Origin of the sequence: Embleya sp. NPDC005575 (assembly GCF_040605455.1) — a bacterium.
GTDB lineage: Bacteria > Actinomycetota > Actinomycetes > Streptomycetales > Streptomycetaceae > Embleya.
Map to the genome: position 1 here is coordinate 84,880 of NZ_JBEXCV010000003.1, position 24,555 is coordinate 109,434.

The window sequence follows — 24,555 nt, forward strand, 5'->3', positions numbered from 1 at the left end:
TTGACATCAAGATATCTGCGGGGCGCAGACCCCGGCATCCCTGGTTAGGGTCACCTTGCTTGGCGTACGTCGAGTGGGTGTCGGCAGGATGCGGGAGAAACGCACAAGATCAAGGGAGACCGTCGTGTCCGCGAACAGCTTCGACGCTCGCTCCACCCTGAACGTGGGTGACGAGTCGTACGAAATCTTCCGGCTGGACAAGGTGGAGGGCAGCAAGCGCCTCCCCTACAGCCTGAAGGTCCTGCTGGAGAACCTGCTCCGCACGGAGGACGGCGCGAACATCACCGCCGATCACATCCGTGCCCTGGGCGGCTGGGACGCGAAGGCCGAGCCGAGCGAAGAGATCCAGTTCACGCCGGCGCGCGTGATCATGCAGGACTTCACCGGCGTGCCGTGTGTCGTGGACCTCGCCACGATGCGCGAGGCCGTGAAGGCCCTCGGTGGCGACGCCTCCCGGATCAACCCGCTCGCGCCCGCCGAGATGGTCATCGACCACTCGGTCATCGCCGACGTGTTCAACCGTCCGGACGCGTTCGAGATCAACACGGACATCGAGTACGGCCGCAACAAGGAGCGCTACCAGTTCCTGCGCTGGGGCCAGACCGCGTTCGACGAGTTCAAGGTCGTACCGCCCGGCACCGGCATCGTGCACCAGGTCAACATCGAGCACCTGGCCCGCACCATCATGGTGCGCAACGGGCAGGCGTACCCCGACACCTGTGTCGGCACCGACTCGCACACCACGATGGTCAACGGCCTGGGCGTGCTCGGCTGGGGCGTCGGCGGTATCGAGGCCGAGGCCGCGATGCTCGGCCAGCCGGTCAGCATGCTGATCCCGCGCGTGGTCGGCTTCAAGCTCTCCGGTAAGGCGCAGCCGGGCGTCACCGCCACCGACGTCGTGCTGACCATCACCGACATGCTGCGCAAGCACGGCGTGGTGGGCAAGTTCGTCGAGTTCTACGGCGAGGGCGTCGGTGCGGTGCCGCTGGCCAACCGCGCCACCATTGGCAACATGTCGCCGGAGTTCGGCTCGACCTGCGCGATCTTCCCGATCGACGCCGAGACGATCACCTACCTGCGACTGACCGGCCGGGACGAGAAGCAGCTCGCGCTGGTCGAGGCGTACGCGAAGGCTCAGGGCCTGTGGCACGACCCGAGCCACGAGCCGGAGTACTCGGAGTACATCGAGCTCGACGTCTCCACCGTGGTGCCCTCGATCTCCGGCCCCAAGCGCCCGCAGGACCGGGTCGTGCTGGCCGAGGCCAAGTCCCGCTTCCGCGACGCGCTGGCGGACTACGTCACCAACGGCGACGAGTCCGGCAAGGAGTCCTTCCCGGCCTCGGACGCGCCGACCGGCTCGAACGGTCGCGTGCACAACCCGACGAAGGTGGTCGGCGAGGACGGCGTCGAGTACGAGATCGACCACGGCGCGGTCGTGATCGCCTCGATCACCTCGTGCACCAACACCTCGAACCCCTCGGTCATGCTCGGCGCCGCGCTGCTCGCGAAGAAGGCCGTCGAGAAGGGCCTCAACCGCAAGCCGTGGGTCAAGACCACGCTCGCGCCCGGGTCCAAGGTCGTCATGGACTACTACGAGAAGGCGGGCCTGATCCCGTACCTGGAGAAGGTCGGCTTCTCGCTGGTCGGCTACGGGTGCGTGACCTGCATCGGCAACTCCGGTCCGCTGCCGGAGGAGGTCTCCAAGGCGGTCAACGACGCCGACCTCGCGGTCGTTTCGGTGCTCTCGGGCAACCGCAACTTCGAGGGTCGGATCAACCCCGACGTCAAGATGAACTACCTGGCCTCGCCGCCGCTGGTGATCGCGTACGCGCTCGCGGGGTCGATGGACATCGACATCACTACCGAGCCGCTGGGTCTGGACCCCGAGGGCAAGCCGGTCTACCTCGCGGACATCTGGCCGAGTGACGAGGAGATCGCCGAAGTGGTGGCCTCCTCGATCGACCAGGACATGTTCATCGGCCGCTACGCCGACGTCTTCGCGGGCGACTCGCGCTGGCAGTCGCTGGAGATCCCCACGGGCGCCACGTTCGAGTGGGACCCGCAGTCGACCTACGTGCGCAAGCCTCCGTACTTCGAGGGCATGCAGATGCAGCCTGCGCAGGTCGTGGACATCGCGGGCGCGCGCGTGCTGGCCAAGCTCGGGGACTCGGTCACCACCGACCACATCTCGCCGGCAGGTTCGATCAAGGGCGACAGCCCCGCGGGCAAGTACCTGGCCGAGAACGGTGTCGAGCGCAAGGACTTCAACTCGTACGGCTCGCGCCGAGGCAACCACGAGGTGATGATCCGCGGCACGTTCGCGAACATCCGCCTGCGCAACCAGATCGCGCCGGGCACCGAGGGCGGCTTCACGCGTGACTTCACGCAGGCCGACGCCCCGGTGTCGACGATCTACGACGCGTCGGTGAACTACCAGGCCGCCGGCATCCCGCTGGTGGTGCTGGCGGGCAAGGAGTACGGCTCGGGCTCGTCGCGCGACTGGGCCGCCAAGGGCACCTCGCTGCTGGGCGTGCGCGCGGTGATCGCCGAGTCGTACGAGCGCATCCACCGCTCGAACCTGATCGGTATGGGCGTCATCCCGCTGCAGTTCCCCGCCGGCCAGAGCGCTGCCACTCTCGGCCTCACCGGCGAGGAGACCTTCGCGTTCGAGGGCATCACCGCGCTGAACGAGGGCCGCACCCCCAAGACCGTCAAGGTCACCACGGACACCGGCGTCGAGTTCGACGCGGTCGTGCGCATCGACACCCCCGGCGAGGCGGACTACTACCGCAACGGCGGCATCATGCAGTACGTGCTGCGTTCGCTGGTGAACAAGGGCTGAGCGCCGCACCGCGACGGTAGGTCGCACGGCATCGACGCATCGGGTCAGGCCCCTTCGGGGCCCGGCCCGGTGTTTTTTGGTGCGTCGTCACGGGCTCGATCAGTGACATCGACGTCCGTGGGCGGTGTGCCTGCGCTCGCGAGCGCAACTCCCGCGCCTGCGGGCGCCGGCGCCGGGTGTGGGCAGCCGGGGGAGGGGGATAGGCATTGGCGCGGCCGGTCGGTTTCCCGACCGGCCGCGGAGTCAGTTTTACGCTCGGCCCATGTGGGCGACAGGGTTAGCGCGCCGGTTCACTCAAAAGGGGGAATGCGCGGATGGCGCCGACCACCTCGCCGGCGCCGTACACGGGTGCCTGGGCGAACGGGGCGAGGCGCTGTTCGTCCGCGCCCATGCGCCGCAGCAGCGCCGCCATGGCGACGATGTGGGCCCGTGTCGCCCCGTCTGCGATCTTGACCGCGGCGCCCCGCCCGTCCGGCAGGCCCACCGCGTACACCGCCTCCGCACCATCCTTGGCGAGCAGGCCCGGGATCGCCCGCATCAGCCCCGTCACGTCGCGACCGGTGCCCGCGACCCACTCCGGGTGCCGGCGCATCGCGTCCGCGATCCGTCGCTCGCCAGTGCCCTCGGCGGCCCCCGCGAAGCGGCCGTAGGACCGGGCCAGGCCGGCGAGCGAGATGGCGAACAGCGGCGCCCCGCACCCGTCCACGCCGACCGCCGCGACCGGCTCGCCGGCGATGTCCTCGACCACCTGGCGGACGGCCCGTTGCAACGGGTGCTCCGGTGCCAGGTAATCCTCGGTCGACCAGCCGTTGTACACGCAGGTGAGCAGCATCGCGGCGTGCTTGCCTGAGCAGTTCATCGCGATCCGCTCGGGGCCCTTGCCGGCCGCCAGCCACGCGTCGCGCTGCGCCGGGCCCAGGGGCAGGTCCGGTACGCAGCGCAGCGCGCCCTCCGGCAACCCCGCGCGGGCCAGGATCCGTCGGGCCCCCTCCAGGTGGAATGTCTCGCCGGAGTGGCTGGCACAGGCGAGCGCGAGCAACTCGCCGTCCAGGTCCAGCCCGTTGCGCACCATCGCCAGTCCCTGGAACGGCTTGTTGGCCGAGCGCGGGAACATCGGCGCGTCCACCGCCCCGTGTCCTTCGGTCACCGAGCCGTCGGTGCCGGTGAGGACGGCCGTGCCGTGGTGGATCGATTCCAGGAAGCCGTTCCGCCACACGCCGACCAGCGGTATGTGGGCGAATGCGGCCTCGTCGCCGGCGCGGTCGGCCTGGATCACGGGTCCTCCTGGGGTGGTGCGGGAGTCGAACGGGGTGGAGCGAAAGGGTGGAGCGGGGGTGGGGGCGGGCACGGGTGCGGCGACGCGAGAGTCGAACGCGAGTGCGGGTCGTCCCCCTCCATGATCCACGTGTGCATTCTTGGTCGGCCACCGCGCATAATCGAACATATGTACGGCAATGGCGATCGCGACACCCCGGCTTGGGAGCAGCCGGGCCGCTTCACGCACGCCACGGCCGGGAACGAGGCCGAATCCAAGCCCCGAGGCAGGGACGGAATCGCGCCGACGGGATGGCCGAGAGGCGTTCGGCCACCCGGTGTGGCGGGCTGGGAGGACACGGCCGTCGCCTGGCTGTTCGACCTGTGCCCACCGGGCTATCGAAGTCATGACGTACTGCGCAAATACCCGTTGATCCTGGCCCGGATGGCCCGCCAGCACGTGGCTGCCGCGCTCGCCGCAGCCCGACACGGCTACGGCACGGCGCGCGTCGAGCTTGCCGAGCGGGTGCCCGTGCAGGCGGTGGAGGCGGCGCTGCGCATGTACGAGTACGAGGGCTCGCGCGCCGCGGCCACCGAGCGTGCGGTCCGGCTGGTCGAGGAGGCACTCGCGGGCGAACGCTGGGAGCCCCGACTGTGACGTGTGCGACGTCGTGGGCAGCGCTCGCAGCCGCGCACGATCGGCCGTGACCTGTTGCGACCGGCCGCGATCACCGGATGGGCCGGCCGGCGCTGGGGAGCAGGGGGCGAAAGGGGTGTTTGTAACGTTCCATGCGTTCGCCGGCCGTGCGGTGGTGAATAGAGGCCCGATCGTGACGCCTGCGTTCAGGTTTGACCCTTCTACCCACACGGAGGGGGCAATAGAGTTCAGGACTTGCACACACGAAGTGCGTCAGATGCACCGGGGCGAGGGGATCGCAGATGTCCGACGGCATGACGGGGGCCCACTTTCCCAAGGCCCAGCCGCCGGGGTCGCACTCGTCCGGGTCCCAGTCCTCGCTGCACCGGGCCAACCTCGATCGGGTCCTGCACGCGGTCCGCATGGCGGGTGCGCTCACCCAGGCCGAGATCGCCAGGAGCACCGGGCTGTCCGCCGCGACGGTGTCGAACATCGTACGGGAGTTGAAGGCCCTCGACATGGTCGAGGTCACCCCCACGTCCTCCGGCGGCAGACGAGCCCGCAACGTCTCGCTCAGCCGCGCCTCGGGCGTGGTCGTCGGCATCGACTTCGGCCACCGCCACCTGCGCGTGGCGATCGGTGACTTCGCACACCGGGTGCTCGCCGAGGAGCACGTTCCGATCGACGTCGACTCCTCCGCCGACGAGGGCTTCGCGCTCGCGGATCGCCTGTTGGGCGTGCTGCTGGAGCGCGCCGGCGCGGTCCGGAGCGAGGTCACCGGGGTCGGGCTCGGCGTGCCCGGCCCGATCGACATCGACACCGGCGCGCTCGGCTCGACGACGATCCTGCCGGGCTGGGTGGGCTGCCACCCGCGCGAGGCGATGCAGGCCCGGTTGGGCCTGCCGGTCCTGGTGGACAACGACGCCAACCTCGGCGCGCTGGGCGAACTCGTATGGGGCGCGGGCGTGGGTTGCACGGAGATGGCCTACCTCAAGGTGTCCGGCGGCGTCGGGGCGGGACTGGTGATCGGCGGCCGGTTGTACCGGGGTCCGGGCGGCACCGCGGGCGAGATCGGTCACATAACCCTGGACGAGTCCGGGCCGGTGTGCCGGTGCGGTAACCGGGGATGCCTGGAGACCTTCACCAACGCCTCCTATCTGCTCGACCTGCTGCGCGGCAGCCACGGCACCGACCTGACCATCCAGCGGATGATCGAGCTCGCCAAAGCCGGCGACGCGGGCTGCCGGCGGGTGGTCGCGGACGCCGGCAGGCACGTGGGTGTGGGTGTGGCGAGCCTGACGAACCTGCTCAATCCACAACGGATCATCCTCGGCGGCGACCTCGCGGGCGCAGGCGACCTGCTGATCGCGCCGATCGTCGAGTCGGTCGGGCGGTACGCCATCCCCAGCGCGTCGCGCCGGCTGAGCGTGGTCACCGGCTCGCTCGGCGAGCGGGCCGAGGTGCTCGGCGCGATGGCGATGGTGATGAGCGAGATGACTCCCTTCGCCGTCGAACGCGTGCCCGACGTGCAGGTCGCGGGCGCCTCGGCGTGAGCTGCCGCGCACGGATGGCCCATCGGTGTACCCGGATGCGAACCATCGGCCGGCATCGCCGCGTCTAGACTCGATGGACGCCTCTCCTGCACGCAGACCCTGGGGGCGGTGACGGATCTGACGAAGGAGGAACGGGTGGCCCTGCTGGACAGCATTCGAGGACCCCGTGATCTCAAGGCCCTCTCGCCCGAGCAGCTCGCGCAGCTCGCGGACGAGATCCGCACCTTCCTGGTGGAGTCCGTGTCCAAGACCGGTGGTCACCTGGGTCCCAACCTCGGTGTGGTCGAGCTGACCATCGCGATGCACCGGGTGTTCGAATCGCCGCGCGACAAGATCCTCTTCGACACCGGGCACCAGAGCTACGTGCACAAGATCGTGACCGGCCGCAAGAACGGCTTCGGGCAGCTGCGTCAGGCCGACGGCCTGTCCGGCTATCCCAGCCGTGCCGAGTCCGAGCACGACGTGATCGAGAATTCGCACGCCTCCACGGTGCTGTCCTGGGCGGACGGCCTGGCCAAGGCGTACCAGGTGCGCGGTCAAAGCGATCGGCACGTGGTCGCGGTGATCGGCGACGGCGCGCTGACCGGCGGCATGGCGTGGGAGGCACTGAACAACATCGCGGCGGCCAAAGACCGCCCGGTGATCATCGTGGTCAACGACAACGAGCGCTCGTACGGCCCGACCCAGGGCGGCCTCGCCGACCACCTCGCCACGCTGCGCACCACGCGTGGCTACGAGCGTTTTCTGGAGTGGGGCAAGGGCGTGCTGGGCCGCACCCCGGTGGTCGGCGGACCGGTCTACGACATGCTGCACGGCGCCAAGAAGGGCCTCAAGGACGCGGTCGCGCCGCAGGGTCTGTTCGAAGACCTGGGCCTGAAGTACGTGGGCCCGATCGACGGGCACGACGTCGAGGCGGTGGAGAACGCGCTGCGCCGGGCTCGCGGCTTCGGCGGGCCGGTGATCGTGCACGCGATCACCCAGAAGGGCAGGGGCTACGCGCACGCGGTCAACGACGCGGCGGACCAGTTCCACGCGGTGGGCGTGATCAACCCCGAGACCGGCCTGCCGGTGAAGAAGTCGGGCGCGTCGTGGACATCGGTGTTCGCCGACGAGATGGTCGCCATCGCGGACGAGCGGGAGGACGTCGTCGGCATCACCGCGGCGATGCTGATCCCGGTCGGGTTGCACAAGTTCGCCGCCAAGCACCCGGACCGGGTGTTCGACGTCGGGATCGCCGAGCAGCACGCGGTGACCTCGGCGGCGGGCCTGGCGACCGGCGGGCTGCACCCGGTGGTCGCGGTGTACGCGACCTTCCTCAACCGCGCCTTCGACCAGGTGCTGATGGACGTCGCGCTGCACAAGTGCGGCGTGACCTTCGTGCTCGACCGGGCCGGTGTGACCGGGCCGGACGGGGCCAGCCACAACGGCATGTGGGACATGTCGATCCTCCAGGTCGTGCCGGGTCTGCGGCTCGCCGCGCCGCGCGACGCGACGCAGGTGCGCGCCCAGTTGCGCGAGGCGATGGAGGTCGACGACGCGCCGACCGTGGTGCGGTTCGGCAAGGGCGCGGTGGGCCCGGACGTCGTGGCGATCGGCCGGATCGACGGGATGGACGTACTGCGCCGCACCGGCCCCGAGCGCAACGGTGGCGGTGAGCGCGGCGATGTACTGATCGTGACCGTGGGCCAGATGGCCGAGATCGGGGTCGAGGTCGCCGATCGGCTCGCCGACCAGGGCATCGCGGCGACCGTGGTCGACCCGCGCTGGATCAAGCCGGTCCCGGCCGGGCTCGCGCCGTTGGCGGCCCGGCACCGGCTCGTGGTCACGATCGAGGACAATGGCCGGGCCGGTGGCGTCGGCTCGGCGATCGCGCAGTCGCTGCGGGACGCGCGGGTGGACGTACCGCTGCGCGACTTCGGCATTCCGCAGGAGTTCCTCGACCACGCGGAGCGCTCGGACATCCTGGTTCGGATCGGCCTGAACGCCCAGGACATTTCGCGCCAGGTGGTCGAGGAGATCGCGTCCAAGACCGTGGACGCGGACGCGGAGCAGCACGAGACGACGGCCTGACCGAAGCTCTCGCACGTCGCGGCGATCCCGGGGTCGGGAGCGAGAAGCCAAGGGCTTCCGCTCCCGCCCCGGGGTCGTTTTGCTTTTCCCGGCTTCCCGGCTTCCCGGCTTCCCGGCTTCCCGGCTTCCCGGCTTCCCGGCTTCCCGGCTTCCCGGCGGTTTCGGGGTTCTCGGGCTTCGGCCTTGCGGGCGCGCGGCTTCGACTTCTCGGGGTCGAGTTCGAAGATCACCCTGACGCGCCGAGGTTCGGTCACCCGAAAACAGGAGTGAAAGCCTCGATCATGGCAACGGTCTCCGCCACCAGGAGGTGTTGCCATGGCCAACGCTTTGTTTCGCACCAAGAACATCGAGCAGTCCATCCAGGACACCGATGTCACCGAAGGGCACGGCCTGCGCCGGGAGTTGTCCGCGCTCGATCTGATGGTCTTCGGCGTCGGCGTGGTGGTGGGCACAGGTATCTTCGTGCTGACCGGTACGGCGGCGAAGGACTACGCGGGCCCCGCCGTCGCGCTGTCGTTCGTGCTGGCCGGGTTCGTCTGCGGGCTCGCCGCGCTGTGCTACGCCGAGTTCGCGTCCACGGTTCCGGTGGCGGGCTCCGCCTACACGTTCTCGTACACCACGCTCGGCGAACTGCCCGCGTGGATCATCGGCTGGGACCTGATTCTCGAACTCGCGCTCGGCGTCGGGGTGGTCTCGATCGGCTGGTCGGGATACCTGACCTCGCTGCTCTCGCAGGCGAACATCGAGCTGCCGCAGGCGATCACGGCCGCGCCGGGCGACGGCGGGAAGGTCAACCTGCCTGCGCTGCTGCTCGTGCTCGGGGTCGCGACGATCCTGGTGTTCGGGGTCAAGCTCTCGGCGCGGTTCAACCTCGTCATGGTCACCGTCAAGATCGCGATCGTGTTGTTGGTGATCTTCGCCGGTCTGTTCTTCGTCAACACCGGCAACTACGACCCCTTCGTGCCCGATTCGCAGCCGCCGGGGGCCGGGCACAGTGGGCTCAAAGCCCCGCTCGTGCAGACTTTGTTCGGGTTCGAAGCGCAGGTCTACGGTGCGATGGGGATCTTCTCCGGCGCGGCGCTCGTGTTCTTCGCCTACATCGGATTCGATGTGGTCGCTACCGCCGCCGAGGAGACCCGCAAGCCACAGCGCGACATGCCGATCGGGATCCTCGGCTCGCTGGTGATCTGCACGATCCTGTACGTCGCGGTGTCGCTGGTCGTGGTCGGTATGCAGCGCTACGACATGCTCTCGTCGTCCGCGCCGTTGGCGGAGGCGTTCCGGTCGGTCGGCAAGGGCTGGATCGCGACCATCATCAGCATCGGCGCGGTGGCCGGTCTGACCACCGTGTGCATGATCTTGATGATGGGGCAGAGTCGGGTCTTCTTCGCGATGAGTCGGGACGGGCTGCTGCCGCCGGTGTTCGCGAAGGTGCATCCCAAGTACGGCACGCCGCACGTGAGCACGATGTTGATCGCGGTGCTGGTCGCGGCGATCGCCGGATTCACCCCGATCCACGAGATCGACGTCATGGTCAACATCGGCACGCTGTTCGCGTTCCTGGTGGTCGCGGCGAGCGTGCTCATCCTGCGCCGAACCCGGCCCGAGTTGCCGCGCGCGTTCCGGGTGCCACTCGTGCCGTGGCTGCCGATCCTGTCCATGCTGGCCACGCTGTGGCTGATGATCAACCTCAGCAGTGAGACGTGGCTGCGGTTCCTGGCGTGGATGCTAGCCGGGTTCGCCGTCTACTTCTTCTACGGGAAGCAGCACAGCCGACTGCGGTGATGGTGACGGTTGGTTGCTTTTCGGTGACGTGCGGGCCCGGGTCGACTCGACCCGGCCCCGCACGTCACGCACGACGGCCGGGGATCAGCCCCAGAGCTCGTCCGTGTACTTGTCGGTGCCGACCACGGTGGGAATCCACGGGGCGCAGTAGGTGACCCGGCCGATGCCCGAGGCGTCGATCCGCTCGGCCCACTCCTTGAACGCGTCCCAGCTCTCGCGCGGGTCGCCGTCGAGGAAGTACAACTGCATGCTGCGGGAGGCGGCGTTCGGGTCGCGCGGGACGAACGCGGGAGCGTCGTCCTTGAGCGGGACCGCGGTCCACGCGGCCACCGAGGCGATTGGCGAGCCCTTGAGGAAGTCGGGCAACTGCGCGGAGAACCACGCCTCCAGGTCCTCCTGCGTGGTGCCCTCGGCGCGCTGCACGGCGAGCGAGACCAGGCCCTGGTAGTTACGATCGAGGGCGAGTTCCAGCGGGACCGGGTCTTCGTCGCGGTACCAGCGACTGTCGTGCAGGTACATGCCGGTGTGCGCGTGGATGCGATGTTGGAAGCCGCGGTCGTTGCCGTAGAGCCAGTTGACCTGGTCGACCGCCCACGCGTTCCACTCGTCGAACTGGCTGTCGTTGATCCAGTAGATCGCGACGTAGGAGCCCGCCTCGATGTTCGGGACCACGTCGCTGTCGGCCGGGAAGCGCAGCGCCTTGAGGTCGGCGGTGGCCACCCAGCGGCTGCCCGCGAGCATGCCGGGGCCGATCATGCAACCGGCGTAGTAGTGGTCGCGCTCGTACCAGCGGTTGTAGCTCACCTCGTGGCCGCGCTCGGGGTCCACGGCGGTGAACAGCATGCTGCCCACCCGGATCGGGTATTCCTTGAAGCTCATGGCTGCCTTTCGGGTCGTGCGGTGACACGTGTCGGGCGGGACGGACCCGGTCGGGGACGCCGACCGGGTGGCGAGGTCAGGCCTGCCGGCGGAATCGTGTGGTGCGATGTTCCGGCTCGGTGTCGAGCTTGGGGATGATGTGCTTGCCGAACAGTTCGATGGTCTTGAGTGTGTTCTCGCGGTTGTCGCAGCCCAGGCCGAGGACGAGTTGGTCCACGCCGACCGCCTCGTAGGCCTTGACCGCGTCCAGCACACTGTCCGGCGCGCCGCAGATCAGCGCGCCGGCGTCGGCGGCGAACTCGACCAGTTCGGGGGTCAGGTCGGACATCAGCTCGGGCCAGTACGGGATGCCCTCGGGGTGCGGGAACGTGTCGTGATAGCGGAAGACGTTGCTGGTGAGGTACATCGGCCGGGCCGCGACCGCGTTGGCGACCGCCTGTTCCCTGGTCTCCGCGACGAAGCCGGTGCTCACCGCGAGCACGTTGTCGTTGACGAAGTCGGCGATCGGTTCGGCGTTGCCGATCTCGCGCTTGTATCCGGCCACCAGTTTCTCGGCGCTCGCCGGGTCGCCGATGGAGAAGCCGAGTACGCCCAGGCCCATGCGGGCGGCCATCGCGTAGGAGGGCGGGCTGCCGGCGGCGTACCACATGGCGGGGTGCGACTTGCCGTACGGCTTGGGCAGGATCTTGCGTGGCGGGAGTTGCCAGTAGGTGCCGTCGTAGCCCTCGTAGGTGTCCTGGAGGAACATCTTCGGGAACTCGCGGATCACGTCCTCCCAGATTGCCTTGGTCTCGGACATGTCCTCGATGCCGGGCAGGAAGCCGAGGATCTCGTGGCTGCCGGCGCCCCGGCCGGTACCGAACTCGAAGCGGCCCTTGGTGAGGTGGTCGAGCATCGCCACCCGCTCGGCGACCTTGGCCGGGTGGTTGACCTGGGGGAGCGGGTTGAAGATGCCGGAGCCGATGTGGATCCGCTCGGTGGCGTGGGCGAGGTAGCCGCACATGACGTCGTTGGCGGACAGGTGCGAGTACTCGTCGAGGAAGTGGTGTTCGCTCAGCCAGACGTACTTGAAGCCGGCCCGGTCGGCGGCGATCGCGAAGTCCATGTCGTTCATCAGGGCTTCGTGTTCGGCGTTGGGGTTTCCCTCACGCCGGAACGAGGGGTTGTAGCCCTGAAGAAAGATGCCGAATTCCATTGCACTCCCAGTTCCGCGGTCTGGTCGGGGCGGGGTGGTCGGTCGGTGGGTTCGGGTGCGTTCGGTGGCCGTTCGGCAGCCTCGGGGCGTGGTCGGCGGAGCCGGCGAGTGCGGGCGCCGGCGCGCTCGGTCAGGGGGTGAAGGTGCCGTCCGGGCGGCGGACCCAGCCGGAGGCGGCCATGGTGCCGCCGTCGACGTGCAGGGTGGTGCCGGTGACGAAGCGGGCCAGGTCGCCGGCGAGGAAGACGATCGGGGCGGCGCAGTCGTCCGGGGTGCCGAGGCCGAGGGGGACCTTGGCGGCGTAGTCGTAGGCGCCCTCGTCGGTCTCGAACGTCTCCGCGAGGCCCGCGTCGCCGGGGGTGGGGATCGCGTCGGGGGCGACGCAGTTGACCCGGATGCGGCGATCCGAGAGTTCGAGGGCGAGCGACTTGGTGAGCTGTTCGACCGCGGCCTTCATCGCGGCGTATACCGCGAAGCCGGGTGCGGCGCGGAAGGCCTCGATGCTGGTCACGTTGACGATCGAGCCGCCCTCGCGCATGAGCGGGGCGCCGTGCCGGATCACGTGCGTGACGGAGGTGAAGTTCTCGTCGACCAGTGCGGTCTGGCCCTTGGGGCGGACCTCCATGAACGGTGACCAGAAGCCGCCGCCGGCGTTGTTGACGAGGATGTCCAAGCCGCCGAGCGTGCCGTGCGCCTCGGTGAGGAAGCGCTCGACGCCTTCGCCGTCGCGCACGTCGAGTTCGACCGCGAGAGCCCGGCGGCCGGTCGCCTTGATCGCCTTTGCGGTCTCCTGGAGGCCGATCGGCTCGCGGTCGCAGATGGCGACATCCGCGCCGAACCGGGCCAGTGCGACGGCCGTCGCCGCGCCGATTCCCCGGGCGGCGCCGGTGACCACGGCGATGCGGTCGGTGAGCAGGGCGGCGGAAGGGTCGAGCAGCACGGGGGCACCTCACTGTGGATCGCGTACGTTGTCGCCTCGGCGCGGGGCCGCCGTCGCGGGCCGTGCTCTGCGCTGGGGTCACCATGCCACCTGACGACCCGTCACCTGAAGGGAGACGGCTGTCTTTTTCCGAGTCGGTGAGCGGGTGTTCACGCAGGTCCGCAGATGATCTGACGCTTAGTCAGCAAAAGTGGCGGACATCACCGCTCGATGCGGCATACGCAACCGCGCCTGGGGACGGTGCGGGGGCGGGGGCGTTGTTCTACGCGGGGAGTGGGCGTGCGGGCGTACGGTTCCTGCGGGTGCGGGTCGGCGTAGATGGGCGTCGGCGATGGGGCTTGGGTGCGGGCGCGAGTGCCGGCGGGCGTTGGTGGGCTTGGAGTGTGCTCGCGCCTGCGAGTGGTTGAGGGAGCGGGCGTGGCCTGCTTGTGGGGCAGGTGGCGGTAAGTCGTCTTGCGGCCGCCGGGTGGGTGCCGGCGGTCGACCTTGCTGGTACCGGTGCACGTGGTTGTGCGTGATCGCGAGCGCAGGTGCCTTGCCGGCGGTTGCGGGCCCGGGCGCTGATGCCGACGCCTGCGGGTGCGGGCGCGAGTGCCGCAGTCGTCGGAGGGTGCAGGAGTCGGCGGTCGCGGGTGCAGGTGTCGGTGTAGGCGAGTTCGGTTGCGGGCGCGGGTGGAGGTGTTGGCACGTGCGGACGGCGGTGTGAGTTGCTGCCGGTGCGTGCGTGCGTGGGCGAGTGGTTGTGTGTTCGGGGCTTTCGACAGCGCTTCGGGTGATGCCGTTGTCGGTTCGCATGGATTGTCCGAAATCCATGCGAAGCGGATGCGGCGCTCACTACGCTCTGCGGCGTGGCGCTATCTCCCGATTCCTGCGGCATCGTGGCCGACTTCGGCACGTGGCTTGCGCGAGCGGGCCGGTCGGCCCCGGACGCCGAGCGGATGATCGACGTCGTGGGCACGGTGCTCGATTTGCGGGTCGCCTGCCTGCGGCTCGACGACCACACCCGTTGGCGCGCCGGCGATTTGAACGTGCTGCTGGAGACGCTGGTGCCCGCACACGTCGCGCTGCCCCGCGAGGACACGGTGGGTCTGGTGGTGCCCGCGCTGCGGTTGTTCCTGGAGTTCCTGCGCGAGTGTGGACCCCTGCATCCGGACAGCGATCGACTCGACCCGCTGCTCGCGGTGCTGGATCGGCACGAGGGCGAGCTTCCGGCCCGGATGGCGGATTCGACCTGCTGGGGGTCGGCGAAGAAACTGTTCGTGGCGGGCTTCGCGACGGGCCCCGGACGGGGCAGGGCGCTGCCGGCGGTTCGGCTGCCGGACGAGCGCGAGTTGGCTCGGGCCGCGTCGATGGCGCCGTCGTTCGCCGCTGCGCTCACCCTCGCCCGCTGGGTCGGGCGCGGGCGGCCGGTGACCGCGACCGGTGTCCTGTGCCGGGCGTCGGCGGCCGCGGCCGTGTCACTGCTGGGCATTGACGCACCGGTTGCGGGCGTTCGCAGCGCGCGCGACGTGGAGCCGCTGCACCATGTCTGGTCGATCGCGTGTGCAGCGGGCCTGATCGAGGTCGGTCGCACCGTCGCGACTGCCGGCGCGCTCGCCCGGGCGCTGGCGGTCGGCCGACCGTGTGATGTGCTGCGCGTGTGGTCGAGCCTGTGGGAGGGCGTCGCGGTCGGCGACGCCACCGGGCGACCGGCGGTGCGTCGTGCCGGGCATGTGCTGCGCGGGGGCGACGTGATTCGCGAGTTGCTGCGCGAGTTGTACGACCATGCGGGTCGGTGGGTGCCGATGGGCGGGCTGTTCGAGCTGCTCTCGTACACGCCCGACGGCCGGCCGAGGTCGCCCTCGGTGGCCGACCCGGCGCTGTTCACCGGCCTGACCCTGGCCCACCAGATGGATGATCTGCGCGCGTTCGGCGTCCTGGAGATCCGTGAGCTGGTGGGCGGTGGCGCGCCGTTCATGGCGGTGCGGCTGACCCCGTTGGGGCTGTACGGGCTGCGCGCCCGCTTCCTCGAACTCGGCGTGCCCGCACCGCTCACCGGCCCGGGCGGCGGCCCGAGCGAGCCCGCGTTGCCGCCGCTGTACGTGCCGCCCACCTCCGAGTGCGCGCTGGCCGCTCGGATGTCGCCGCTCTTGGCGCAGGCGGCTGCGCTCGCGGAGTACGTGGAGGAGCACGGGCCGCTGCCGGTCACCCGGGAGGAGGTACTGACGGACGACATCGCGCGCCGGGTCATGGTCGACCTCGGCATCCCCGAGCAGCCCCGTCGTCCCGTCGCCGGCCCGCCCCGTACCGCGCGGGGCGAGCATGCCCTGCACCGGCGCTGGACGCTTGCGCTGGGCACCGGCCTGCTGGTTCTGCTCGACGGCACGGTGTACGTCGCGGACGGCCTGCGAGTGTGGCGCGAGGGCGGTGACCGCGAGCTGATCGCGCTCGCCGCGCGCGCCATGGTGGTGGTGGCCGAGGACAACGTGACCTTCGGCGAGGCCCACGAGCAACGATGGGACGTCCCCGAGGGGCTCGCCGCGTCGCTGTTCACCGGCCTGGTCCAACTCGGCGGCCCGCTCCCGGTGTCGCTGTTCGTGGGTCTGGCGGTGCGTCGCGACCTCGACCATGTGGTTCGGACGCTGCCCACCGAGCCGCCCGCCGACGAGGAGGCGTTCGCCCTCGGCCGGATCTTGGACGCGCCCGACCTGGTCCGGGAGATGGGCCGACTGTGCGCTGCGAGTGCGCCTGCGCTCGACCCGCGGTTGCCTGTGCCCGCGACCGACCCGCCTGTGCCCGCGACCGACCCGCGGTTGCCTGCGCCTGAGGCCGACTCGCGTCCGCCTGCGACCGACCCGCCCGCGCCCGCAGCCGACCCGCACCCCGCGGCCGATTCGCACGCGCCCGACCCCCACACGTCTGCACCTACGCCTGCGACCGACCCGCACCCGCCTGCGCCCGACCGTCGCCCGTCTGCGCCTGCGCCTGCGCCTGCGACCGACCCGCACCCGCGCGTGTCCGACGTACGCCCGCCCGCGCCCGCGCTCCCGCCTGCGCCCGCAGCCGACCCGCACCCGCCCGCGACCGTGCCCACCGATCGGGCGCCCGCCGAGTTGCTCAATCGGGTTCGGGCCGGGGTGATCCTGCTCGCCGACCGGCTGGCCGCGCTCGGCATTGTTCGGCGCACCGCCGAGGGCATCACGCTGACCGGCCTCGGTGGCACGCTCGTGCACCGGATGTTTCGTGAACAGGGGCTGCCGGTCGCCACCGTCGACGACTACACCGCCGCGTCGGGTGCCCGGCTGCTTGGCGCGATGGGGGCGTGGCCGCGACCGGTAGCGACGCGTACGTTCGCGAGCTGGATCGCATGTCGGCCCGTCGACGTCGCGCTGTCCGAACTGTGTGCGGTCGCCGGAGCGGCCGGGCCCACCGAGCGGCTCATGCTTTTCGCCCACGTGGGTGACGCCGACCTACCCGAGGCCGCCGTTGAACGCGCCCTCGCCCAGGCCGGCGCCGACCCCACCCTCGCCCCGCACGTGTGGAACTGGCGCCTGACCCACGACCATGACGTGCCCCCCGCAACGCTGCGCACGCTGGCCTGGTTGACCGCGGACAACGCCGCCGCGGCGCTGCTCGGCCGGCACGAGGCCGCCGTATTGGGCCTGCTCACCGAGGTCACGGGCAGCCAGGGCCCGGGCGCCGACGTGGTCTTCGGCGAACTCGCGACGATGGGGCACCCCTGCGCCGAGGACGTCCTGCGCTTCGCCGAAACCACCCACCCCGACCCCGAGGTGGCCAAGGCCGCCCGCCGCGCCCTGCACCGACTGTGCTGACCGGCCGACGCCGACGCGTCCGCATTCGTCAGCCCACCACCCCCGCGTCTTGCAGGAACAGGCTCGGTTTCCCCGTCCACGACACGTGCAGCGCTTCCCGAGCGCGTGTACAGGCCACGAAAAGCAGACACCGCTCAGCCAACATGTCTGCTTCGTGCTGGAGACGATCCACTTCGACCGCCGTCACGTGGCGCATGTACGGCACACTTGCCGCCGTTACATCCGCGACCGCCATGCAGCGGAACTCCAGCCCCTTCATCGCATGCATGGTGCCGATGCGAACCCCCTCCGTGACTGCCGTCGGGTGATTCTTGAGGAACACAGCGGGCACACCCTCCAAGGACAGCGCATCCGCGACCTTGCGGCCGTATCCGCCGAATCGCGCCGCGACACCGATCTCCTCGCAGCGCACACCCGCCGCCAGCCAACCGCGTACTCGCTGCACCAACGCAGCCAACTCGGCCTCGGGGCCGTCCAGCGCCACCAGATCCGGCGTCGGCCCGTGCAGTGAACTGCGGCTGTCCTCCAGCGACTCCGGACGCTCGCCGTCCAGGTTTTGGATCGGCTGCCCGGTCAGAATCGATGTGCACCAGCCGAGAATCTCAGCCGTGGTTCGATAGTTGACGCGCAAACGACTCGATCGCCCCACGACCTTGATCCCGAGGCTGCCCAAGGACACCTTGCTGTCATAGATCCGCTGATTCGGGTCGCCCGCGATGAACATGTCGTCCGGACCCTCGGCGACCATCGCGCGCAGTGCTCGCCACTGCGCGGGATGCAGGTCCTGTGCCTCGTCGACGATCACATGGCGATACGGCTTGTTCACCCGAGACCTCATCGACAGTGCGGCCTCGTCGCAGACCTGGAGCCACGTCCATCGGCCCTCGGCGCGCAGCGCTCCCACGAACTCCTCGATCGCGCGCCAGATCTTGGCGCGCTGCAAGGGTCCCAGCGGTGTACCCCGGCCGGCCCGGGACGCCTTCAGGTAGGCCTCCAGACTCCCGATGTCCTGGGCGACCACCACGTTTCGATACTCCTGCATCATGAACGGAACCGTCCACGGAAGCCCCGACGTGTCGAGAACCGCCGTCCAACGCTCCTTCTCGTCGTGCACCATCGACAGTGGCTTCCCGCCGAGTTCCGCCCGCAGCAGGCGATTGGCCGCCGCGTCCACGGTGGTCACGTCCACCCGATCGAGCAGTTCGGGCGGGAGCAGCATCGCCAGGTTCTCGTGCAGACTCCGCGCCAGAGTGGTGGTGTACGTCGTCAACAGGATGCGTTCCTCGGGTCCCAAGCGTTGGGCGAGGTGGTGCACACGATGCAGGGCGACCACCGTCTTGCCCGTCCCCGGGCCGCCGCTTACCTGAGCCGGTCCGGCGTAGGACAGGCGATACGCGGTCCGATGTTGTGACGGATGCAGGAAGACGCGCCAGGCGTCGAATGGTCGCGCGAGGATGTCGAGCAACTCGTCCGGACCGTCCACGAGGGCGACCCGGCCTTGCGCTCGGGCCATCGCGGAGACCAGGTCGTCGGGATCGGGGAGAGCGTCCGGTGCAGCTGCAGCCGGGCGACGTGTGCTCACCACGTCTCGCCACACGTCCTCGGCGGAGTAGTCCTCCGCCAGATAGAAGAGCACCTCGTACTGGTCCTGCGGCAACAGCGCCTCGAAGGCGTGCAACTGCCCACGCTCGGTGAGCAGACGGGCGATGCGCAATACGTTCGCGTCCAGGCCCAAGCGGACGAAGTCGGCGTCCGAGGTTCGATCGAAGAGCCGGGCGCCCGCACCGGCCGCCATCTGCTCCAACGCGGGCGTGGCCTGCTGCTGGGCCACCACGTCCTGGATCTCCAGTGCATGTGTGGCCCGGTTGACGCCGGCCTGTTGCTTGATCGCCCATGCGATGGCGTCGTCGTGCGGCAGGACACGCAACAGTAGAAATGTCTCACCCCGGTCGGGAGCCAACACCACACCGCGCCGGAATCCACCCACCCGAATGGTCCGAATCCGGGCGTCCCGAGCCCGATCCAGCTTTTCGAGGTGCAACCCTTTGTCGGCCAGCAACTCGGCCAGAGTCAGGCTCTGGAACTTGGCGATGGCCTCGCGTACGCCTCGCTGTGCGGACTTTTCCAAGCGGGCGTATTCGGCCAGGAAGTCTTTCCCGAGCGCGAGTTGCGGCACATGCCCTCCCGAGCCGATCACCGTGCTGTGTCTCTGTGCTATCCCGTACGGTAACGGAGCGCAGCTCATCACCTACAGCAAACGCTGCGCCGAGCAAGGGCGAGGAGCAGGTCGGTGGACATCTTCGAGGTGCGCCAACAGGTCGTGTCCGACTATGAGGCGTTCACGTTGGCGTCCGTGCCCGTCCGCCAGGAACGCATCGCCGCGCATGTCCGAGACGAGGTGGAGCGCGCGGCTCAATGGCCGGAACCGTACCTCTCGCTCAACCCCAACTTCGCGTCCGGTAGCAGCATCGACGACCTTGTGCGCGCCGGCGTCCTACACGAGGAGTGCGAACGGATCTTCCGTGACAAGGCCGACCGCGAGGATCCGGGCACACGCTCGTTGCGGCTGTACCGCCACCAACGGGACGCTGTCGAGACAGCGGCCACCGGACTGAGCTACGTACTCACCACCGGCACCGGTTCCGGCAAGAGCCTGAGTTACATCCTGCCCATCGTGGACCGCACGCTACGGATCAAGACCGCGGCCGAAGGCGGTCGCGCCCCCGGAATCAAGGCGATCATCGTCTACCCGATGAACGCTCTGGCCAACAGTCAGCGCCACGAGCTGGAACGGTTCCTCGGACACGGCTATCCGCGTGGCGGCGAACCGGTCACCTTCGCGCGCTACACCGGTCAGGAGAAGGACAGCGACCGCGAACGCATCCTCGCCGAGCCGCCCGACATCCTGCTCACCAACTACGTGATGCTGGAATACCTACTCACTCGCCCCCGCGAGCGCGACAAGCTCGTGCGCGCCGCCGCCGGGCTGAAGTTCCTCGTACTCGACGAATTGCATACCTACCGCGGCCGTCAGGGCGCCGATGTCGCCATGTTGGTCCGTCGAGTGCGTGACGCATGTCGGGCGCCCGATCTGCAATGTGTGGGCACCTCGGCAACGATGGCCTCGGGCGGGACTCGTGCCCGGCAACGCGCCGCGGTAGCCGAGGTCGCAACCCACCTGTTCGGCACCGCGGTCACCGCCGAGCGGGTGATCGGTGAGACGCTGGTGCGCGCGACGTCGTGCGCACCCGACCCCGTGGCACTGGCCGCCTCCGTGGACGAGCCCCCGGTGTCCGGAACCTACGCGATATTGGCGACCGACCCGCTCGCGGCCTGGATCGAAACCGAGTTCGGGCTGATCGAGGTCGATGAGGACCCCTCGGGTCCGCCGGTGCTTGTGCGCCGACCGCCCACCACCGTCAAAACGGCGGCGCAGCGCCTCGCGGAGCTGACCGACCGGGACTCGGCTGTCTGTGCTGCGGCGATCCGCACCGTCCTCAAGGCCGGTTCCCGGGTCCAGGACCCCACCACAGGTCGACCGCTGTTCGCGTTTCGACTGCACCAGTTCCTCTCCAAGGGCGACACGGTCTACGTCAGCCTGGAACACGAGGACACCCGACACATCACCAGCCAGTACCAGAAGGTCGTACCGGGAGCGCCGGAGAAGATCCTGCTGCCGCTGGCATTTTGTCGCGAATGCGGCCAGGAGTACCTCGTCGTCGCCCGCACCGACGCGGCCGGCCACAAGCGCTACGTGCCGCGCCGGGACGCCGACGCCAGCGGTGGGGAGAACGTCGACGGCTACCTCTACGTCAGCGCCGACCACCCGTGGCCCATCGACGGCGACGCGGCTGTCCGCGAGGGGCGGCTGCCCGACTCGTGGCTGGATGGCACGGCGGCGGACGGTCCGCAGGTCGTCGAGAGCAAGCGTCGACATCTTCCGTTCGAGGTCTGGGTGACGCCCGACGGCGCCGAACGCATCACCGCGGGCGAGGCGTTGGCAGGTGACGGTCTGCGGGCGGCTTTCGTTCCGTCGCCTTTTCGATTCTGCCTGCGCTGCCGGGTGGGCTACGAACAGGTACGCGGCCAGGATTTCGCCAAACTGGCCACGCTCGACGCGGAGGGCCGCAGTTCGGCCGTCTCGGTGATCAGCGCGAGTGTCGTTCGCGGTCTGCGCTCCGTGGAGGAACTGGAGTCGAAGGCACACAAGTTGCTGACCTTCGTCGACAACCGTCAGGACGCGAGCCTCCAGGCAGGACACTTCAACGACTTCGTCCAGGTCACCCAACTGCGCGGGGCGCTGTACGAGGCGGTGGAGCGGGCCGGCGCGCAGGGTCTCCGGCACGAGGAGGTGGCGCAGAAGGTCACCGACGCACTCGACCTGCAACTCGTCGAGTTCGCCGCGAACCCGGAAGTGAAGTACAGCAATCGGGAGAATACCCTCCGGGCGTTGCGCGACGTGGTGGCGCTGCGCGTCTTCCAGGATCTGGAGCGCGGCTGGCGGGTGACCATGCCCAATCTCGAACAGACCGGCCTGTTGGTGATCGACTATCTCGACCTGCACGAGATCGCCGGGGATCCCGACTGCTGGGAAAGCACCTATCAGCCGCTCAAGGAGGCCCCACCGGGTCTGCGTGAGGAACTCGGCCGCATCGTCCTGGACGAGATGCGCCGCGGCTTGGCGATCGACGTCGAGCAGCTCACGGTCGAAGGATTCGAACGCCTGAAGAATCGCAGCGACCAGGCACTCGCCGGGACTTGGTCGATTGCCCCCAACCAGCTTCCTCCGGCCACCGGCACGGTGTACGCCCGTCCGGGACGCCCCGGTGGCGCCCGCACCGACATCCATCTCACCGGTCGCACGGCGCTGGGCCGCTATCTGCGCCGCTCCGGAATGTTCGCGCACCATCCCGATCCGATCGGTGTGGGTGACGCCCAGCGCATCATCAGCGACCTGTTGCGCGTGTTGGAGACCTACGGTCTGCTGACGATTTCGGTACCCGCGCGCGAGAGCGGCGCGCCGGGCTACCGCCTGAAGGCGTCGACGCTGATCTGGCGCGCGGGAGCCGGTACGTCGGGGGCGCCGGATCCGCTGCGCAAGACCGTGGACGCCGAGGTCGGTACTCGCGTCAACACCTTCTTCCGCGACCTGTATCAAAAGCTCGCCGTCGACCTGCGGGGGTTGTTCGCGGCCGAGCACACCGCGCAGGTCGCCTCCGATGTCCGTCAGGAACGCGAGCAGATGTTCCGGGCCGGGGAACTGCCGGTGTTGTACTGCTCGCCGACGATGGAACTCGGTGTGGACATCTCGACCCTCAACGCCGTCGCGATGCGCAACGTGCCACCCACACCCGCTAATTACGCCCAGCGCAGTGGGCGGGCCGGCCGCAGTGGCCAACCCGCGCTGGTGACGACCTACTGCGCGACCGGCAACGCCCATGACCAGTACTACTTCCGCCGCTCGCAGCAGATGGTCTCGGGGATCGTCGCCCCGCCCCGGCTCGACCTGGCCAACGAGGAGTTGCTGCGCTCGCACGTACACGCGGTCTGGCTCGCCGAGACGGGCCTCTCACTCGGCTCCGCGCTTCCGGAGCTGGTGGCCGCGGACGGCGAGCGGCCCACGTTGGAACTGCTACCGGACGTGCGGACGGCTATCCAGGACCCGGGGGCGCTACGTCGTGCGGCCGTTCGGGGGCGGGAGGTCCTCGCGGAGCTGGCCCCTCGGCTGGAGCAGGCCCCGTGGTGGCATGCGGGGTGGGTCGAGGAGGTCGCGGCCGGGTCCGCGGAGGCGTTCGACCGAGCGTGTGATCGCTGGCGGGGCCTGTATCGAGCGGCCGTCGCCGAGCGTGAGCAGCAGCACACCCGGTGGATGAACAGTTCGGGCAACGCCAAGGCCAGGCGGACCGCAGAGGCGCGCCGGCGTGAGTCGGAGAACCAGATCAAGCTGCTGCGCAACGAGGACACCGGAGACGGCGGACGCTCGTTCAGCGACTTCTACTCCTACCGCTACTTCGCCTCCGAGGGCTTCCTGCCCGGCTACTCCTTCCCGCGCCTGCCGCTGGCCGCCTACATCCCGGGCCGACGTGGCGCGGGCGCACCGGGTCGCCGAGGCGGGGGAGACGGCGACTATGTGCAGCGGTCGCGGTTCCTGGCGATTCGCGAGTTCGGCCCCGGTGCGCTCATCTATCACGAGGGCGCGCGCTACCAGGTCACCCACATGCAGCTGCCGGTGGATGCTCCGGGGGCGATCGCGACCGGCAATGCTCGCCTGTGCACGTCCTGCGGCTATCTGCACGGCGACGACCCGGGCATCGATGTGTGCGACAACTGCGATGCGCTGCTGCCGGCCGCGAAGATCGACCTGATGCACCTCCAGACGGTCTTCACCCGCCGCCGCGAGCGGATCACGTGCGACGAGGAGGAACGCCGCCGGGCCGGTTTCATACTGGGCACGACATATCGCTTCAGCACGCACGGTTCGCGGACCGGGCGGCTCGATGCGAAGGTGACCGGCCGTACGGGCCTGGATCTGGCGGAGCTGACCTACGGCGACACGGCCACCGTGCGCATCATCAACTTCGGCCGGGCCAAGCGTAAGCCCGACGATCGGCGCGAGGGCTTTTGGCTGGACACCGTGCACGGGCGGTGGTTGTCCGAGAAGGAGGGCGACGAGAACGCCCCCGAGGATGCCGACATGGGAGCCGCCGAGGACGTCAAGACCAAGCTTCGAGTCATCCCGTACGTCGAGGACCGGCGCAACATCCTCGTGCTGCGCCTGTCCGCGGCCGTCGACCGGGAGACCGCGAGGTCCGTGCAGTACGCGATCGAGCGCGGGATCGAGGCGGTCTTCCAGCTGGAGGACGCCGAGCTCACCAGCGAAGCCCTGCCCGACGGCGAGGATCGCGGCCGGGTGCTGTTCACCGAGAGCGCGGAGGGCGGCGCCGGCGTGCTGCGCCGCCTGCACGACGAGCCGCAGGCGTTGGCCAGGGTCGCGGAGGAGGCGCTGCGCATCGCCCACTTCGACCCGGATACCGGAGCGGACACCGACCGGGCCCCCGGAGCTCAGGAGCGCTGCGAGCTGGCCTGCTACGACTGTCTGCTGTCGTACGGCAATCAGCGTGAGCACGAGCTGATCAACCGGCACAAGGCCCGCGACCTGCTGCTGGCGATGCGGGATGCGAGCGTGCGCGGGGCGGGGGGCGCGGGCACACCCGAAGACGGCCTCGCCGCGTTGCTGGCCCGGTGCGACAGCGAGCTCGAACAGGCCTTCGTCGTGTGGTTGAACGAACACGACCACCTGTTGCCGGATGAGGCGCAGGTGCTGATCGACAAGGCCGGCGCCCGTCCCGACTTCGTCTATCACCGCAAGAGCGGATCGGTGGCCGTGTTCGTGGACGGCGGGGCGCACGACGCCGCTCGGGTGGCACAGCGGGACGAGCGGGCCGAGGAGGCCCTGTGGGACGCGGGCTGGACTGTCGTCCGGGTCCGCTATAACGACGACTGGGCTGCGGTTGTCCGGGAGTACCCGACGGTGTTCGGTCCGGGGCGCGGGCACGTTAAGTGACTGCTTGCCCGGCGTCCGTGATCG

12 protein-coding genes are annotated in these 24,555 nt (G+C 69.6%); 7 read left to right on the forward strand and 5 right to left on the reverse strand.

Annotation, left to right across the window (positions count from 1 at the left end):
- The first annotated feature begins 124 nt into the window (after positions 1 to 124).
- On the forward strand, positions 125 to 2,842 hold the full coding sequence (gene acnA, locus ABZS54_RS01670) for an aconitate hydratase AcnA (RefSeq protein WP_355529549.1): 2,718 nt from the start codon (positions 125 to 127) through the stop codon (positions 2,840 to 2,842).
- Between the two features lie 277 nt (positions 2,843 to 3,119).
- On the opposite strand, the gene ABZS54_RS01675 is transcribed toward acnA, so the two are convergent.
- On the reverse strand, positions 3,120 to 4,118 hold the full coding sequence (locus ABZS54_RS01675; RefSeq protein ID WP_355529552.1) for an asparaginase: 999 nt from the start codon (positions 4,116 to 4,118) through the stop codon (positions 3,120 to 3,122).
- A 168-nt stretch (positions 4,119 to 4,286) separates the two neighbouring features.
- Between ABZS54_RS01675 and ABZS54_RS01680 the strand changes: the two genes are divergently transcribed.
- The 4 genes from ABZS54_RS01680 to ABZS54_RS01695 all read left to right on the forward strand — a co-directional run bounded on the left by ABZS54_RS01680 (position 4,287) and on the right by ABZS54_RS01695 (position 10,141).
- Positions 4,287 to 4,754 (forward strand): hypothetical protein, encoded by a 468-nt coding sequence (locus ABZS54_RS01680; protein WP_355529555.1) that lies wholly within the window; start codon positions 4,287 to 4,289, stop codon positions 4,752 to 4,754.
- Positions 4,755 to 5,047: 293 nt separating this feature from the next.
- Entirely contained in the window at positions 5,048 to 6,286 is a 1,239-nt protein-coding gene (locus ABZS54_RS01685; protein ID WP_355529643.1) for an ROK family transcriptional regulator, read from the forward strand.
- A gap of 135 nt (positions 6,287 to 6,421) precedes the next feature.
- The gene (gene dxs, locus ABZS54_RS01690; RefSeq protein WP_355529646.1) at positions 6,422 to 8,356 is read left to right on the forward strand and encodes a 1-deoxy-D-xylulose-5-phosphate synthase; all 1,935 of its coding nucleotides are present in this window, start codon (positions 6,422 to 6,424) and stop codon (positions 8,354 to 8,356) included.
- A gap of 315 nt (positions 8,357 to 8,671) precedes the next feature.
- Complete coding sequence (locus tag ABZS54_RS01695; RefSeq protein WP_355529558.1) at positions 8,672 to 10,141, forward strand: amino acid permease; 1,470 nt, start codon at positions 8,672 to 8,674, stop codon at positions 10,139 to 10,141.
- An 84-nt stretch (positions 10,142 to 10,225) separates the two neighbouring features.
- On the opposite strand, the gene ABZS54_RS01700 is transcribed toward ABZS54_RS01695, so the two are convergent.
- From ABZS54_RS01700 to ABZS54_RS01710, 3 genes are all read right to left on the reverse strand, one after another.
- Entirely contained in the window at positions 10,226 to 11,020 is a 795-nt protein-coding gene (locus ABZS54_RS01700) for a hypothetical protein (protein WP_355529561.1), read from the reverse strand.
- A 76-nt stretch (positions 11,021 to 11,096) separates the two neighbouring features.
- Entirely contained in the window at positions 11,097 to 12,215 is a 1,119-nt protein-coding gene (locus ABZS54_RS01705; RefSeq protein ID WP_355529564.1) for an LLM class flavin-dependent oxidoreductase, read from the reverse strand.
- A 130-nt stretch (positions 12,216 to 12,345) separates the two neighbouring features.
- Entirely contained in the window at positions 12,346 to 13,155 is an 810-nt protein-coding gene (locus tag ABZS54_RS01710; RefSeq protein WP_355529567.1) for an SDR family oxidoreductase, read from the reverse strand.
- 848 nt (positions 13,156 to 14,003) lie between these two features.
- On the opposite strand from ABZS54_RS01710, the gene ABZS54_RS01715 reads away from it, so the two are divergent.
- Positions 14,004 to 16,967 (forward strand): hypothetical protein, encoded by a 2,964-nt coding sequence (locus tag ABZS54_RS01715; protein ID WP_355529570.1) that lies wholly within the window; start codon positions 14,004 to 14,006, stop codon positions 16,965 to 16,967.
- Between the two features lie 28 nt (positions 16,968 to 16,995).
- On the opposite strand, the gene ABZS54_RS01720 is transcribed toward ABZS54_RS01715, so the two are convergent.
- Positions 16,996 to 19,143 (reverse strand): UvrD-helicase domain-containing protein, encoded by a 2,148-nt coding sequence (locus ABZS54_RS01720; protein WP_355529649.1) that lies wholly within the window; start codon positions 19,141 to 19,143, stop codon positions 16,996 to 16,998.
- A gap of 114 nt (positions 19,144 to 19,257) precedes the next feature.
- Between ABZS54_RS01720 and ABZS54_RS01725 the strand changes: the two genes are divergently transcribed.
- Positions 19,258 to 24,531, forward strand: a complete 5,274-nt coding sequence (locus ABZS54_RS01725; RefSeq protein WP_355529571.1) for a DEAD/DEAH box helicase — start codon at positions 19,258 to 19,260, stop codon at positions 24,529 to 24,531.
- Positions 24,532 to 24,555 lie beyond the last annotated feature (24 nt).